The sequence below is a fragment of the Selenomonadales bacterium 4137-cl genome (assembly GCA_032334055.1).
Lineage (GTDB): Bacteria > Bacillota > Negativicutes > Sporomusales > UBA7701 > Anaeroselena > Anaeroselena agilis.
In genome coordinates, this window is sequence record JAUOZS010000001.1 from 2036467 (window position 1) to 2050605 (window position 14139).

General features: G+C 67.5%; 13 protein-coding genes. 2 read left to right on the forward strand and 11 right to left on the reverse strand.

From position 1 onward, the window contains the following. Positions 1 to 5: 5 nt before the first annotated feature. Positions 6 to 524, forward strand: a complete 519-nt coding sequence (locus Q4T40_10765; GenBank protein ID MDT8901726.1) for a YeeE/YedE thiosulfate transporter family protein — start codon at positions 6 to 8, stop codon at positions 522 to 524. Then, complete coding sequence (locus Q4T40_10770) at positions 521 to 1087, forward strand: YeeE/YedE thiosulfate transporter family protein (GenBank protein MDT8901727.1); 567 nt, start codon at positions 521 to 523, stop codon at positions 1085 to 1087. Before Q4T40_10765 ends, Q4T40_10770 begins: the two co-directional genes overlap by 4 nt. A 117-nt stretch (positions 1088 to 1204) precedes the next feature. Here the strand turns inward: Q4T40_10770 and Q4T40_10775 are convergent, their stop codons facing one another. From Q4T40_10775 to Q4T40_10825, 11 genes are all read right to left on the reverse strand, one after another. After that, the gene (locus Q4T40_10775) at positions 1205 to 2557 is read right to left on the reverse strand and encodes an MmgE/PrpD family protein (protein ID MDT8901728.1); all 1353 of its coding nucleotides are present in this window, start codon (positions 2555 to 2557) and stop codon (positions 1205 to 1207) included. Positions 2558 to 2562: 5 nt separating this feature from the next. Then, positions 2563 to 2958, reverse strand: a complete 396-nt coding sequence (locus Q4T40_10780) for a cobalamin B12-binding domain-containing protein (GenBank protein ID MDT8901729.1) — start codon at positions 2956 to 2958, stop codon at positions 2563 to 2565. 17 nt (positions 2959 to 2975) lie between these two features. Continuing rightward, positions 2976 to 4631: a methylmalonyl-CoA mutase family protein gene (locus Q4T40_10785; GenBank protein ID MDT8901730.1), complete on the reverse strand. Its 1656-nt coding sequence runs from the start codon at positions 4629 to 4631 to the stop codon at positions 2976 to 2978. Next, a complete protein-coding gene (locus Q4T40_10790; GenBank protein MDT8901731.1) occupies positions 4624 to 6150 on the reverse strand; it encodes a succinate CoA transferase in 1527 nt (508 codons plus the stop codon). The genes Q4T40_10785 and Q4T40_10790 overlap by 8 nt, the downstream gene beginning before the upstream one ends. Before the next feature lie 220 nt (positions 6151 to 6370). Further along, the gene (locus Q4T40_10795) at positions 6371 to 7924 is read right to left on the reverse strand and encodes a sigma 54-interacting transcriptional regulator (GenBank protein ID MDT8901732.1); all 1554 of its coding nucleotides are present in this window, start codon (positions 7922 to 7924) and stop codon (positions 6371 to 6373) included. 177 nt (positions 7925 to 8101) lie between these two features. After that, positions 8102 to 8743 (reverse strand): alpha-ribazole phosphatase, encoded by a 642-nt coding sequence (gene cobC, locus Q4T40_10800; protein MDT8901733.1) that lies wholly within the window; start codon positions 8741 to 8743, stop codon positions 8102 to 8104. Further along, the gene (gene cobD, locus Q4T40_10805) at positions 8740 to 9837 is read right to left on the reverse strand and encodes a threonine-phosphate decarboxylase CobD (protein MDT8901734.1); all 1098 of its coding nucleotides are present in this window, start codon (positions 9835 to 9837) and stop codon (positions 8740 to 8742) included. Before cobD ends, cobC begins: the two co-directional genes overlap by 4 nt. Next, positions 9834 to 10718 carry a GHMP kinase gene (locus Q4T40_10810; protein MDT8901735.1) on the reverse strand — a complete coding sequence of 295 codons (885 nt, stop codon included), beginning with the start codon at positions 10716 to 10718 and terminating at the stop codon, positions 9834 to 9836. Before Q4T40_10810 ends, cobD begins: the two co-directional genes overlap by 4 nt. Before the next feature lie 106 nt (positions 10719 to 10824). Further along, complete coding sequence (cobS, locus tag Q4T40_10815; GenBank protein MDT8901736.1) at positions 10825 to 11586, reverse strand: adenosylcobinamide-GDP ribazoletransferase; 762 nt, start codon at positions 11584 to 11586, stop codon at positions 10825 to 10827. Positions 11587 to 11628: 42 nt separating this feature from the next. Continuing rightward, positions 11629 to 12579, reverse strand: coding sequence for an adenosylcobinamide-phosphate synthase CbiB (gene cbiB, locus Q4T40_10820; GenBank protein ID MDT8901737.1), 951 nt, complete (start codon positions 12577 to 12579; stop codon positions 11629 to 11631). After that, positions 12573 to 14111: a cobyric acid synthase gene (locus Q4T40_10825; protein MDT8901738.1), complete on the reverse strand. Its 1539-nt coding sequence runs from the start codon at positions 14109 to 14111 to the stop codon at positions 12573 to 12575. The genes cbiB and Q4T40_10825 overlap by 7 nt, the downstream gene beginning before the upstream one ends. Between the last annotated feature and the right edge of the window lie 28 nt (positions 14112 to 14139).

The following is a 14139-nucleotide window of genomic DNA, read 5'->3' on the forward strand; positions in this document are numbered from 1 at the left end:
TCGATATGCAAAGCGGCAAGGGCTGGAACCCCTATTGGGCCGGGGCGCTGAGCGGTCTGGTGTCGATCCTGTCGGTGTGGGTCGCCGGAAAGTACCTCGGCGCCTCGACGACGTTCGTCCGCACGGCCGGGATGATCGAGCAGCTTTTCGGCGCGGAACGGGTAGCCAAAATGGAGTATTTTATCCGCGAGGTCCCGAAGTTTGACTGGCAATGGCTGTTTGTGGCCGGCATTTTCGTCGGCGCGTTCGCGGCAGCCTGGGCGGCGGGCGAGTTCCGCCTGCAGGCGGTGCCCGACATGTGGCGCGAGCGGTTCGGGGCGTCGGCCTGGCACCGGGGAGCGGTGGCGTTCGTCGGCGGGATTGTGGCGATGTTCGGCGCCCGCCTGGCCGACGGCTGACCGAGCGGTCATGGGCTGAGCGGTTCGCTTCAGCTAGCGGTCAGCGGGTATATCGCGCTGGTGTGTTTCTTCGTCGGCGGCCTGATCATGGCCCGCATCGTGTACGGGGGAGGCGGCGGCAAATGATAGGGCTAGTGTACGGATTCGTCACCGGGGTATTGTTCGGCTTTTTCCTGCAGAAGGGGCGGGTGCTCCGCTACGATAAGCAGCTTGGGGCGCTGCGCCTGATGGATTTCACGATTATTAAGTTCATGCTTTCGCACGTTATCGTGGCGATGATCGGCGTTTACCTGCTTTATGACCTGGGGCTGGTGAAGTTGTCGGTGAAACCGACGATCCTGGGCGGCGTGGCGATCGGCGGCCTGCTCTTCGGCCTCGGTTGGGGCCTGGTGGGCTACTGCCCGGGCACGGCGGTGGCGTCGCTGGGCGAGGGCCGCCTCGACGCGGCGTGGGCCATCCTGGGCATGCTGGTGGGAGCCGGTCTCTACGCGGAGGCTTATCCGTGGCTGAAAACGACGGTGCTGACATGGGGCAATTTCGGCAAGGTCACCATTCCCCAGGCTTTAGGCGTAAGCCACTGGGCAGTGATCGCGGTGGTCGTGGCGCTGGCGCTGGCGCTGTTCTGGCTGCTGGAGAGGCACGAGGCCACCAGGCCGGCGCTGAAGCTGCACAAGCGGCCGGGAGAGTGAAGCCAAGCGCAGGGAAGGCGTAAAAAGAGGAGAACCTGGTTTTTACCAGGCTCTCCTTTTTCGTTGGGAACAGGTTCTCCCGCGGCGCCGTTGCAGCTGCGGGGGAAGAGGGAAGCGTTATCCGGGGAAAGCGCCGGCGACACAGGCGAGCGTTTCCAGGCCGGCGACAGTTTTAAGCAGGTCATCGACGATCTCCGGACAGACGCCGCCGGCGAGGAAGCGGAATTTGTCCTCCGTTTCGGCGTATGACACTGGGTTCTGCGGGTCGCCCTTGGGGTAGGCGATGAACTGCTGGCAGCGTTCGCCGTCGTCCATGGTAACGCAGACCGTCGCGGACCATTTCCCGGGGTTGCGCCGGTACTCGGCGTCGAGCGCGGGGTCGACCTCGATAGCGACGCAGCCCATCAGGCGCCGGAGTTCGCCGTCGCCGGCGCGGCCGGGGGCGAATTCCTCGACGCCGACGCGGCCGAAGCGGAGAGCGGCGGCGATGCAGTACTGGAGGCTGAATTTGCTGCCATAGGCGTTTTGGGGGGCGGGGTTGTCGACGAGGTTGGCGGCGACGGAGTTGGTGTGGACGACGATCGAGCGGACGCGGCCGATGTCAAAGCCGGGGGCGCGAAGGAGGAGCTGGGCGGCGTTGATGGCCGGGTGACAGTGCTTGCAGGCGGCGTAGGGCTTGAAGGAGTTCTCGTCGATCTTGTAAGCGCCGCCGCCCAGCCCGGCGGTAAGCTTTTCGAGCCGGGGGACCGGGGAGACGGCGCGGCAGAAACCTTTTTCGCCTTCGAGGATGGCGGTCGCGCCGGTGAAGCCCTCGCGGGCGAGGACGGCCGCCAGGATGCCGTTCATGGCCGCTTTGCCGGCGTGGAGGGTTTTGCTCATCGCCCCTTCGCGGAGAAATTCCCACAGACCGGCGGCCTGGGTGCCGGCGGAGCCCAGACAATGGGCGGTCTGTTCGGCGTCAAGGCCGAGGAGGCTGGCGGCGGCGGCCGCCGCCCCGAAGGTGCCGGCGGTGCCGGTGGTGTGCCAGTAGAAGTAGGCTTCGGGGTTGACCGCCTCCCCCACCCTGGCGCCGACTTCGTAGCCGGCGACAATAGCGGCGATGAGGGCGGGGCCGGAGGCGCCGGTCTGCCCGGCGACGGCGAGGGCGGCGGGCACGACGACGGTGCCGAGGTGGATGATGGAGGCGTTGTGGAGGTCATCCATGTCGAGGGCGTGGGAGAAGGCGCCGTTGGCGAGGGCGGCCTGGAGGGCGGTGGTGCGGAAGGGGGCAGCGCCGAAGACGGTGGCCTCCTCCCTGCCTCCCTGGGCGGCTACGACCCGCCTGATTATCTGCCCCGGCCGCTCGGCCGAGCCGCGGATGCAGCAGGCCAGCCAGTCGAGGATGCATTGCCGGGCCATGAGGCGGGTGGCGGGGGATAGGCTGTCGTACCTGAGGCCGGCCGTGAAGGCGGCCAGTTCGCGGGTCGCCATGTCTGTCACTCCTGTCTGACGTTATTCCTGATGAATTCGGCGACAGCGGCCGTGCTGGCGCCGGGGGTGAATATCTCGGCGACGCCGACCGCCTTGAGGGCGGGGATGTCGGCTTCGGGGATGACGCCGCCGCCGATGACGAGGATGCCGCCAAGGCCCTTGTTCCGGAGCAGCTCGACCACCCTGGGGAAGAGATGGGTGTGGGCGCCGGACAGCAGGCTGAGGGCGACGACGTCGACGTCTTCCTGGAGGGCGGTTTCGACGATCTGCTCGGGGGTCTGCCTGAGGCCGGTGTAGATGACTTCCATGCCGGCGTCGCGCAGAGCGCGGCTGATGACCTTGGCGCCCCGGTCATGGCCGTCGAGGCCGGGCTTGGCGACAAGCACGCGGATGTTCTTCATGCCTCTCCCTCCCTTCCCTATATATCGGCTTCGGCTTTGTACTCGCCGAAGGCTTCGCGCAGGACGCCGCAGATTTCGCCGAGGGTGGCGTAGGTTTTGACGGTGTCGACGAGGCAGGGCATGAGGTTGGCGTCGCCGGCCGCTTCGCGCCGCAACGCATCGAGGGCGGCGGCAACCTTGATGTTGTCCCGTTTGGCCCTAAGGACGGCGAGGCGTGCGCTCTGATGTTCGCCGACGGTGGGGTCGACCTGGAGGAAATCGGCGGCCTGTGGCTCGGCGGCGGCGAATTTGTTGACGCCGACGACGGTGCGGACGCCGGTTTCGATGGCGCGCTGGTAGCGGTAGGCGCTTTCGGCCATCTCGCGCTGGATGTAGCCTTTTTCGATGGCCGCCGGGGCGCCGCCGAGGGCGTCGATTTTGGCGATGTATTCGCGCGCCTGGCGCTCGATGCCGTCGGTGAGGCTTTCGACGTAGTAGGAGCCGGCGAGGGGGTCGACGGTGTCGGCGGCGCCGCTCTCGTGGGCCAAAAGCTGCTGGGTGCGCAGGGCCATGCGGGCCGAAGCCTCGGTGGGCAGGCCGATGGCTTCGTCGCGAGCGCAGGTGGCGAGTGACTGGGTGCCGCCGAGGATGGCGGCGAGGGCCTGCCAGGTGATGCGGACGGTGTTGTTGTCGGGCTGCTGGGCGGTGAGGACGCTGCCGGCGGTGTGGACGTGGAAGCGGAGCATCTGGGACTTGGGGTCGTGGGCGCCGAAGCGCTCTTTCATGATGCGGGCCCACAGGCGGCGGGCGGCGCGGAATTTGGCGACTTCCTCGAAGAGGTCGAGGTGGGCGGTGAAGATCCAGGAGATGCTGGGGGCGAAGTCGTCGATTTTGAGCCCGGCGGCGCGGGCGGCTTCGATGTAGGCGATGGCGTTGGCGAAGGCGAAGGCGACCTCCTGCACGGCGGTAGAGCCGGCTTCACGGATGTGGTAGGCGCCGACGCTGATGACGTTCCACTTGGGGATGTGCTGCGAGCAGTAGGCGAAGGTGTCGGTGATGAGCCGCATCGAGGGCGTGGGCGGGAAGATGTAGGTGCCGCGGGCGATGTATTCCTTGAGGATGTCGTTTTGGATGGTGCCGCTGAGCCGGGCGGGGGCGACGCCCTGTTTTTCGCCGACGGCGATGTACATGGCGAGCAGGACGGCGGCGGGGGCGTTGATGGTCATGGAGGTGCTGACCTTGTCGACAGGGATGCCGTCAAAGAGGGCCTCCATGTCGGCGAGCGAGTCGACGGCGACGCCGACTTTGCCGACTTCGCCTTGGGCGAGCGGGTGATCGGAGTCGTAGCCGATCTGGGTGGGCAGGTCGAAGGCGACCGACAGGCCGGTCTGGCCCTGGCTGAGGAGGTATTTGTAGCGGCGGTTGGATTCCTCGGCGGAGGCGAAGCCGGCGTACTGGCGCATTGTCCACAGCCGGGCGCGGTACATGGTGGGTTGGATGCCGCGGGTGAACGGATATTCGCCCGGCAGGCCGATGTCGGCGGCGTAATCTTTGCCGGCGGTGTCGAGCGGCGTGTAAAGCCGGTTGGCGGCGAAGGCGCCGCGCTCGGGGAATTTCGCCAGGCTCTGTTCGACTTTCTTCTGCCAGGTTGCCAGAGATTGTTCGAGTTTTGCCAGTTCGTTTTCGTTAGCCATTTGTTGGCCCCCTCTGCTGGTTTTTCATCGTGCCGGTGCGGTTGTAGCTGACATGGAAGCCGAAGACTCGCTCAAGGTCGTGCGGGGTGTGGCCGCCGCCCCTTTCGGCCGCGCGGACGTATGCTAAAAGCGGCTCGCGGTAGTCGGGGTGGGCGCAGTTGGCGATGATGACGCGGGCCCGCTCGCGCGGGCAAAGGCCGCGGACGTCGGCGACGCCCTGCTCGGTGATGAAGACCATGGCGTCGTGCTCGGTGTGGTCGCAGTGGCTGACCATGGGGACGATCCGCGAGATGGCCCCGTCCTTGGCGACCGACTCGGCGGTGAAGACGGTGAGGTAGCCGTTGCGCATGTAGTCGCCGCTGCCGCCGATGCCGTTCATCATACGGGTGCCCATGACGTGGGTGGAGTTGGCGTGGCCGTAGACGTCGAATTCGAGCGGGGTGTTGAGGGCAATGACTCCAAGCCGCCGGATGACTTCGGGGTGGTTGCTGATGTCGAGCGGCCGGAGGACGACGGCGCGGCGGTAGAGCGCGGGGTCGCGCCGGAAGCGTTCCAGGACTCCCGGCGACGGGGTGAAGGCGCAGCCCGAGGCGGCGACGACCTTCCCCGCGTCAATGAGGGCGAAGACGGAATCCTGAAGGATTTCGGAGTACATGTGGAGGTTTTCGAACGGCGCTTTGGCCAGCCCGGCGAGGACGGCGTTGGCGATGCTGCCGACACCCGATTGCAGGGGCAGCATCTCGGGCGGGATGCGGCCGCGCCGCTGTTCGTGCTCGAGGAAGCCGATGAGGTTGGCGGCGATTTTTTCGCTGAGCTCGTCAGGCGGTTCGAGGTTGCGGACTTTGTCGGGGATGTCGGATTCGACGATGCAGGCGATGCGTTCGAGGCCGCAGGCTACGTAAGGTGAGCCGATGCGGTCGAGGGTGCCGTAGATGGGTATCTCGCGCCGCCGGGGCGGCCGGGGCTGGATGAAGATGTCGTGCATGCCTTCGAGCTCCAGGGGCTGGGCGGTATTGACCTCGACGATGACGGTGGCGGCGTGCTTGACGAGCATCGGCGTGTTGCCGACCCCGGGGCCGAGGACGAGGCCGCCGTCGGCGGTTACGGCGACGGCCTCGACGATGGCGACGTCGACCGGACCGAGGAAGCCGTAGTCGATCTGCTGGGCGAAATGGCTGAGGTGGACGTCGGTGTAGCGGATGTCGCCGCTGTTGATGGCGTCGCGCGTGCTTTTGTTGGAGGCGGCGTAGTAGGGCGCCCGCCGGGCGACCGCGCCGGCGGCGGCCAGTTCCTCCTCGATTTCCGGCCCCACCGAGGCCCCCGACCAGATGTTGACCCGGCATTTGCGGCCGGCCCTGACGGCGGCGGCCAGAGCCTTGGCGACCATCTTGGGGTATCCGGACGGGGTGAAGCCGCTGACGCCCACCGTCATGCCGTCGCCGATGAGGGCGGCGGCTTTGTCGGCGGTGACGACCTTGTCGAGCAGCGCCGGATGGCGGAGTCGTTCGGATGTTAGCATTGTTTACCCCCTCTCGTCTGTTCGCCGGCAGGTGTTGCATAATACGTGCCAGGCCAGGCAGAACAGGGCTTTTCACCCCGTAGGCGGGGGCTGGCCGGGCGCAGAAAAGGCCGCGAGCGTTCATTTCTGAACGCTCGCGGCCTTTTCTGCCTAAGAATTTCGTTATTCGCTCCGGGGGAAGCATGGTGTTCATTTTTGCAACATCGTTCAATAATGAACATTAGTCGTGTTTGTCGAGGCCGTGACGGGCGATTATCCGCCAGAGGGTGGTGCGGTTGACGCCCAGCCGCCTGGCGGCCTCGGCCTTGTTGTAGCCGCACAGTTCCAGGGCCCGGTGGACGATTTCGCGTTCGGCGCGGCGCATGTGCTCGTCATAGGGCGAGAGGGCCGCGTCGCTATCGCCGCCGGCCGTCACGGCTGGCGGCAGGTGCTCGGGGGCGATGGAGCGGCAGCCGGCGCCGATGATGTTGAAGGCGTATTCGAGGCTGTTCTGCAGCTCGCGGATGTTGCCCGGCCAGTCATAGGAGCACAGGGCCCGCATCGCAGCGGGGGTTATCTCCTGCACCCTTTTGCCCATCATGGCGGAATACTTTTTCATGAAGTGGTCGGTGAGGGCGAGCACGTCCTCCATCCTGTCCCTGAGGGGCGGAATGAGGATTTCGATGACGTTGAGGCGGAAGTAAAGGTCGGGGCGGAATTTCCCGTCGCGGATGAGGTCGAGGAGCGATTTGTTGGTCGAGGCGACGACCCGTACGTCGACGGCCAGGGCCTTGTTGTCGCCCAGGCGGGTGACTTCGCGCTCCTGGAGCGCCCGCAGCAGCTTGACCTGGAGGTGGTAGGGCATTTCGCTGATTTCGTCGAGAAAAAGGGTGCCGCCGTTGGCCTGCTCGAAGGCGCCGACCTGCCCGGCCTTGCGCGCCCCGGTGAAGGCGCCTTCGGCGTAGCCGAACAGGATGCTTTCGACGAGCTCGGCGGGGATGGCGCCGCAGTTGATAGCGACGAAGGGCTGGGCCGCCCGGCTGCCGAGGTTGTGGATGGCCTGGGCGAACAATTCCTTGCCGGTGCCGGTTTCGCCGGTGATGAGGACGGTGGACTGGGAGCGGGCGGCGTCGCGGGCGAGGTTGCGGGCTTTGGCGATCGCCGGGCTTTGGCCGACGATGTCCTCGATATGATAGCGGGCGTAGCGGTAGTGGCTGACGTTGTCGAGAAGGCGCTGACGCTGTTTGCTGGCGTGCTGGTTGTTGAACGCGAGGCCGTATTCGGGGGTGAGGGGGATGCGGACGGCGGTGGCGCCGGGGGTCATGACGGAGGGACCGACGCTCGGCCTGAGTTCGCTCATGACCTGGCGGCAGAGGTGGGTGAGCACGCCGAGGGCGCCGGGGTTGGGGCTGCCGTCGGGATGGGCGGCCCTGACCCTGATGCCGCGCTCGTCGAACAGCACGGCGTCGCCGCCGGCGACCTGGGCGATGTAGGGCAGGGACTCTTCGATTATCCGGCGGAACTGAAGGTGGTTTTCCACCTGGCGGCGGTTGTCGAGAACGAGGATACCCGCTCCCAGCCGGAGGATGACGGTAATGACGCCGTCGCCGGCGACGGCCCGGATGTCGTCTTCGCCCAGCAGCGAGCGCAGTTCTTCCAAGGACGGTTCACGGTCGGCCGGATAGACGCCGGCCCTGGCGATAGGCGTGCCGTCGCCGGCGTAGAGCAGTGCGGCGCCGCCGGCCAGTTCGGCCAGCTTGTCCATCGTTTCCCGGGTCGGTTGCCTGTCGGCCATGGTTGCCCTCCCCCGCCCCGCCGTGCCGCTTTTGTGGGCACGGGACGGTATTATCTGTTCTTAATTATACATCCGCCGGCCGGCGGCGCGGAAGGTAAGGACGGCGAATTTCCGTTGGGGCTGACGGGGAAAATCGGCTGTCCGGCGGCAACGAAAAAGAGGGCTATGGCCCTCTTTTTACGGTTTATGCGTCGTTTGGAGTAAAGACACCCAAGGGCGCAGGTGGTGGATGTCGTTCAGCAGGGTGACGATCGAGCGCTGTTTGTGGTATTCGATGATGCTGACGCAGGTGTTGTCGAGGCGGATGTCCCAGACGTGGTTGAGGTGGATGTTGAGGGCGGCGCAGATGATGGTGCGGATGGTGCCGCCATGAGAGACGACGACGACGGTTTCGCCGTCATGGCGTTCGACGAGGCTGGCGATGGCGCCGGCGGCCCTTTCCTTGAGCTCGCCGAAGGTTTCGCCGCCGGGGATGCGCACTTCTTCGGTGCGGGTGAAGAGCTGGGTGTATTCTTTCGGCCACCTGCCGCTGATGCCTTCGTAGGTGAGGCCTTCCCATTCGCCGAAGAGGATTTCGCGCAGGTCGCGCATGCAGGTGACAGGCAGGCCGTGGCGGGCGGCGATGGCTTCGGCGGTTATGCAGGCGCGGCGCAGGTCGCTGGCGTAAACGGCGTCGATTTTCTCGTCGGCGAGACGGTCGGCGACCAGTTCGGCCTGGCGGAGGCCTTCGTCTGACAGGTCGGTGTCGGTGTGGCCCTGGTATTTGAGTTCTTTGTTCCAGACGGTTTCGCCGTGGCGGACGAGGATTATTTTCGTCATGCGGTACCATCCTTGAGGTTTTTTTCCAGCGCGGCCAGGAGCGCGGCGTTTTGCGCCGGCAGCTTGACGGCCAGCCGGATGTAGGCGGGCGACAGCCCCGGGTAGTTGCTGCAGTCGCGGATGAGGATGCCGTCCCGGAGCATGGTCCTGCGCAGGTCGGGAGCGGTGGCGCCTGTTAGCCGGGCGAGGATGAAGTTGGCGCTGGCCGGGAAGGGCCGGAGACCGGGGAGGGCGGCGAGGGCGGGGATTAACTCCGCGCGAGCCGCGGCGACGGCGGCGACGCTGGCGGCGCGGTAGGCTTCGTCGTCCAGGGCGGCCACGCCGGCGGCCTGGGCGAGAGTGTTGACGTTCCAGGGGTCTTTGGCGCGGTCCAGGATGTCGCCTACCGCCGGTTCGGCGAGCAGGAAGCCGAGGCGCAGGCCGGGGATGGCGTAAAATTTGGTGAGCGACTGGAGGATGATGAGGTTGGGATAGGCGGCGAGCAACGGCCGGCAGGTGAAGCCGGCGGCGTCGGACAGGAAGTCGAGGAAGGATTCGTCGACAACGACCCAGGCGCCCGCGCGGGCGGCGGCGGCGACGATCGGTTCGACCTCGCCGCGCGTAAGCAGCCTACCGGTGGGGTTGTTGGGGTTGCAGAGGAAGGCGATGTCGACGCCGGCGAGACGGGCGGCGAAGGCGTCGGGGTCGAGGCGGAAGCCGTCGTCCGCCGCCAGCGGGAAATAGCCGACGGCTGCGCCGGCGGCCCGGGCGGCCCGCTCGTATTCGCTGAAGGTGGGGGCGGCGAGGAGGACGCGGCGGGGACGGCGAACCTGGCAGAGGACATAGAGCAATTCGGCGGCGCCGTTGCCGCAGGTTACGAGGCCGGGGTCGACGCCGTAGCGCCGGCCGATGGCGTCTTTGAGGGCGGCGGCGGTTGCGTCGGGGTAGTGGATGACGCTGTCGAGAGCGTCCCGGACGGCGTCCCGGACGGCGGCGGACAGGCCGAGGGGGTTGATGTTGGCGCTGTAGTCGAGCAGTTGGCCGGGGGCGGCGCCGGTTAGACGGGCGGCGGCGTAGATGTTGCCGCCGTGTTCGAACGGACCGGGGGTGTTCATCGGCTTCCCTCCTCGATGACGGTGAGCCCGCCGGAAATGAGGCTGGCGACGCCCAGGAAGCGGAGGCCGGGGCAGGCACGGACGATGTCGTCCCGGCAGGCTTCGGCCGCGGCGGGCGCAGGCCGGCCGGGGAAGAGGACGCCGAGGACGGTGCCGCTATGGGCGGTGTTGACGCCGACCGCGCCGTGGCGGCCGGCGATGGCGATGACGTCGGGGAGCGCGGGTTTGGCGAGGATGGCCTGGTTGGCGAGGGCGCTGAGGGTGGCGGCCTGGCCGATGAGGGCGCAGTCGCCGGTGGCAAGGCCGCGGCTGACGAGGTCGACCGCCCGGCGGACTACGTCTTCCTTGACGGCGTTGAGGGCGGCCAGATCGGCGCGGCGGTTGAATTCAAGGGTGTCGATGCGGCCGCCGGCGTCGAAGATGAGGACGTTCATGGGCGGCGGGGCGCCGAGGGGGCGGCGGATGAGGCCGCGGACATGGTCGAACATGACGATGCCGGGGAAGAAGATGCCGTCGGTCGGTTCAATGGCGAGGGCGATGTCGGCGATTTCGGCGGCGGCGAGGCGACGGCCGGCGGCTAGGGCGGCCGCCTGGCAGGCGGCGGCGATGTCGGCGCTGGACGAGGCCATGCCCTTGCCCTGGGGCAGGTCGGAACGGGCGGCGACGGCGAAGGGTTCTCGGGCGACGCCGAGGTAATCCCATGTCCGGAGGACGGCGGTGACGGTTTTGTCGCCGGCGGCCGCCGGTCCGGCGGGGCCGGGGGCGACGGTGACCTCGGCGTAGAGGTCGACCGGGCAGGTTATGAGGAAGTTGACGCCGTCCAGGGTGCCCTGGACGAGTTCGCCGCACGAGCCGGGAGCGCGGACGGTTGCTGTCATCATATAGATTATTCCCCTGTTGCGTACGCCGCGACTCGGCCACGCGCGAATTTTATCGTCGGGCTGCGAGGAGTGGCTTCCCACCGCTCGCCTCGCCCTGGTTAGGCGTTTACCAGAAGCAGCTGTTCCTGAAGAGAACGAAGATTAATAGCACGATAACTTCGGTCGTTTCGGCGACGGCGCCGTAGGTGTCGCCGGTGAGGCCGCCGAGCGCGCGGGTGGCGTAGCGGCCGAAGGCTACGGCGAAAAGGGCGGCCGTGGCCAGGGCGGCCAGACCGGCCGGGCCGAGGGGGGCGACGAGCAGGGCGGCGGTGGCGGCGGCGATGTAGAGGGCGGGACGGCCGGCGTAGACGGCGAAGGCTTTGCCGATGCCCTCCGGCCTGGCGTAAGGATATGACGTTATGACGATAACCATTGCCAGTCGACCCAGCACCGGCATGGCAAAGAGGGCTGCGAGGGGAGCCGCCGGCGCGGGACTTGCTGTCAGGAGGTCGAGGAGCAGCGACCATTTGACGAGGATGAGGGCGACGAAGGCGATGACGCCGTGGGCCCCCACCCGGCTGTCTTTCATGATTTCCAGCATCCGCTCACGGGAGCGGCCGGACATGAGGCCGTCGGCGCTGTCCATGAGGCCGTCGCAGTGGAGGCCGCCGGTGAGGAAGATTTCCAGGAGAATGAGGCCGGCGGCGAGGGTGTGGATGGGCAGGTTGTGGTCGGCAAGGCGGCAGGCCGCGGCGAGGATGGCGCCGATGACCGCGCCGACGAGGGGGAAGTATCTGACGGCGGCGCCGAAGGTTTCCGGCGCCACGGTGTCCTGGCTGACGAGCCGGATGCGGGTGAGGAACTGCAGGGCGGTGAGAAATTTGTCCATGGTTCGCCCGGCGGTGACGCCGGCCTCCTCTCCCGGTGGTTATTATACGATAAGTACGGTAATTATGGCCGCGAACAGAGCGGTGGCGGTGTACATCATTCTGACGGTGAGGGCGATGTCGCCGGGCGCGAGCGGGCGGCGCGGGTCGCCCATCGTGGCCCGCTGCGAGGATACGCCGCCGTAATAGTTGAGCCCGCCGAGCCGGACGCCGAGAGCGCCGGCGACGCCGGCTTCGGGGATGCCGCTGTTGGGGCTGGGATGCCTGGCGGCGTCCCGCCGGATGGCGCGGGCGGCGCCGCGGGCGTCGCAGCCGGTCAGGAAGGCGGCGGCGATTACCAGCACGCCGGTTACGCGGGCTGGGATGTAGTTGAACGCGTCGTCGGTCCTGGCCGCTGCCAGGCCGAAGTCGCGATATTTGTCGTTTTTGTAGCCGACCATCGAGTCGAGGGTGTTGACGGCGCGGTAGAGGAGGGCGAGGGGGGCGCCGCCGAGGGCGGCGTAAAATAAGGGGGCGATGATGCCGTCGGTGATGTTTTCGGCGACCGTTTCGACGGTGGCGCGGGTTATTTCGGCGCTATCGAGGCCGGCGGTGTCGCGGCCGACGATCCAGCCGACCTTGCGCCGGGCTTCGTCGAGGTCGCCGGCTTCGAGCAGGGTCTGAATTTCGCGGCCGGCTTCGGCCAGGCTGCGGGGCGTGATGGCGAAGGCCAGCAGCAGTGCGCCGCCGCCGAGACCGGCCAGGGGGTGAAGGGCGGCGAGGGCGGCCAGCGCCGCCCAGGAAACGGCGAAGCTGACGGCGAGGACGGCGAGGACGAGGACGAAGCCGGCGAGGCGCTTGGCGCCCGGCGCGGCGGCGGGGCTCAGGAGGCGCTTTTCGAGGGCGGCGATGAGGTTGCCGATAAGGACCACAGGGTGCCAGGGCGTCCGCGGGTCGCCGATGACGGTGTCGAGGACGAGGGCGAGGCCGGGCAGGTATTTGGCGGTGCTCAGCATGGGGCACCGAGGATGCGGTAGATGAGGTCCATGTCGAGGTGGGCGCGGACGTGGGCGGCCAGGCGGTCGTAGCTGCGCTCCTTGTGGCCGCGGGTGTCGGCGCCGGCCGCGAGGGGGGCGAGGCCCCTGCGGGCGCGGAGGGCGTCGATCACTGCCCGCCGGAAGTCGTCGTTGTCGAAGATGCCGTGGATGTAGGTGCCCATGACGAGGCCGTCGTCGCGGACCGCGCCGTCGCGTTCGCTGGCGGGACCGCCGGAGCGGCCGGAGATGGTGAAGGCGGCGGTGGCGGGGGTGAGGAATTCGGTGCGGCCCATGTGGATTTCGTAGCCGGCGAGGCTGCCGGCGGTGAAGCCCAGGCCGAGGAAGGGGTTGGCTTCGCAGGCGGCGGTGACCTGGTGGGTTATTTTGTCGGCGGCGAAGGTGGTGACGGCGTCGAGGAGGCCGAGGCCGGCGGTGCGGTCGTGGGCCGATTCGGTGTGGTCGGGGTCGCGGACTTCGCGGCCGAGCATCTGGTAGCCGCCGCAGATGCCGACAACGGGGGTGCCGGCGCCGACGAGGCGGGCGATGTCGCGGTCGAAGCCCTGGGCGCGCAGCCACAGGAGGTCCTCGGTGGTGTTTTTGCTGCCGGGAAGGATGACGAGGTCGGGGCTGCCGAGCCGCTGGCCGGCGGCAACGTAGCGGACGGCGACGCCCGGTTCGCCGGCGAGGGCGGAGAAGTCGGTGAAGTTGGAGATTTTCGGCAGGCGGAGGACGGCGATGTCGATGTCTGCGGCCCCTCGCCCCTCCCCTGCCCCGCTCCGCTTGTCGTCGAGGGAGACGGAGTCTTCGTCGTCGATGCCGAGGTCGTCGAGATGGGGGATGACGCCGACGACGGGTTTGCCGGTTCTGGCGGCGAGGAAGTCGACCGCCGGCTTAAGGAGGGCGATGTCGCCGCGGAATTTGTTGATGATGATGCCTTTGACGAGGTCGCGTTCGTCGGGCTCAAGGAGTTCGAGGGTGCCGACGATTGAGGCCAACGCCCCGCCGCGGTCGATGTCGGCGATGAGCAGCACGGGGGCGGGCGCGAGCTTGGCGATCCGCATGTTGACGATGTCGTTGGCTTTGAGGTTGACTTCGGCCGGGCTGCCGGCGCCTTCGATGACGACGACGTCGTAGGCGGCCTGGAGGGCGCGCAGCGACTGTTCGACGACGGCGAGCAGCTCGCGGCTGTAGCCGGCGTGGTACTGGACGGCCGACATGTTGCCGACCGGACGGCCGAGAACGACGACCTGGGAAGAAGCGTTGCCGGTCGGTTTGAGGAGGACAGGGTTCATTTCGACCGCCGGCTCCAATCCTGCGGCCTCGGCCTGGGCCACCTGGGCCCGCCCCATTTCGCCGCCGCTTTTGGTGACATACGAATTGAGGGCCATGTTCTGGGCCTTGAAGGGCGCGACGCGCTGGCCGTCCTGTCGGAAGATCCGGCACAGGGCGGTGGCGAGGACGGATTTGCCGACGTGGGAGGAGGTGCCTTGAAGCATGATTGATTTTGCCATGTTGTACCTCATATTACCCGCCTGAAAA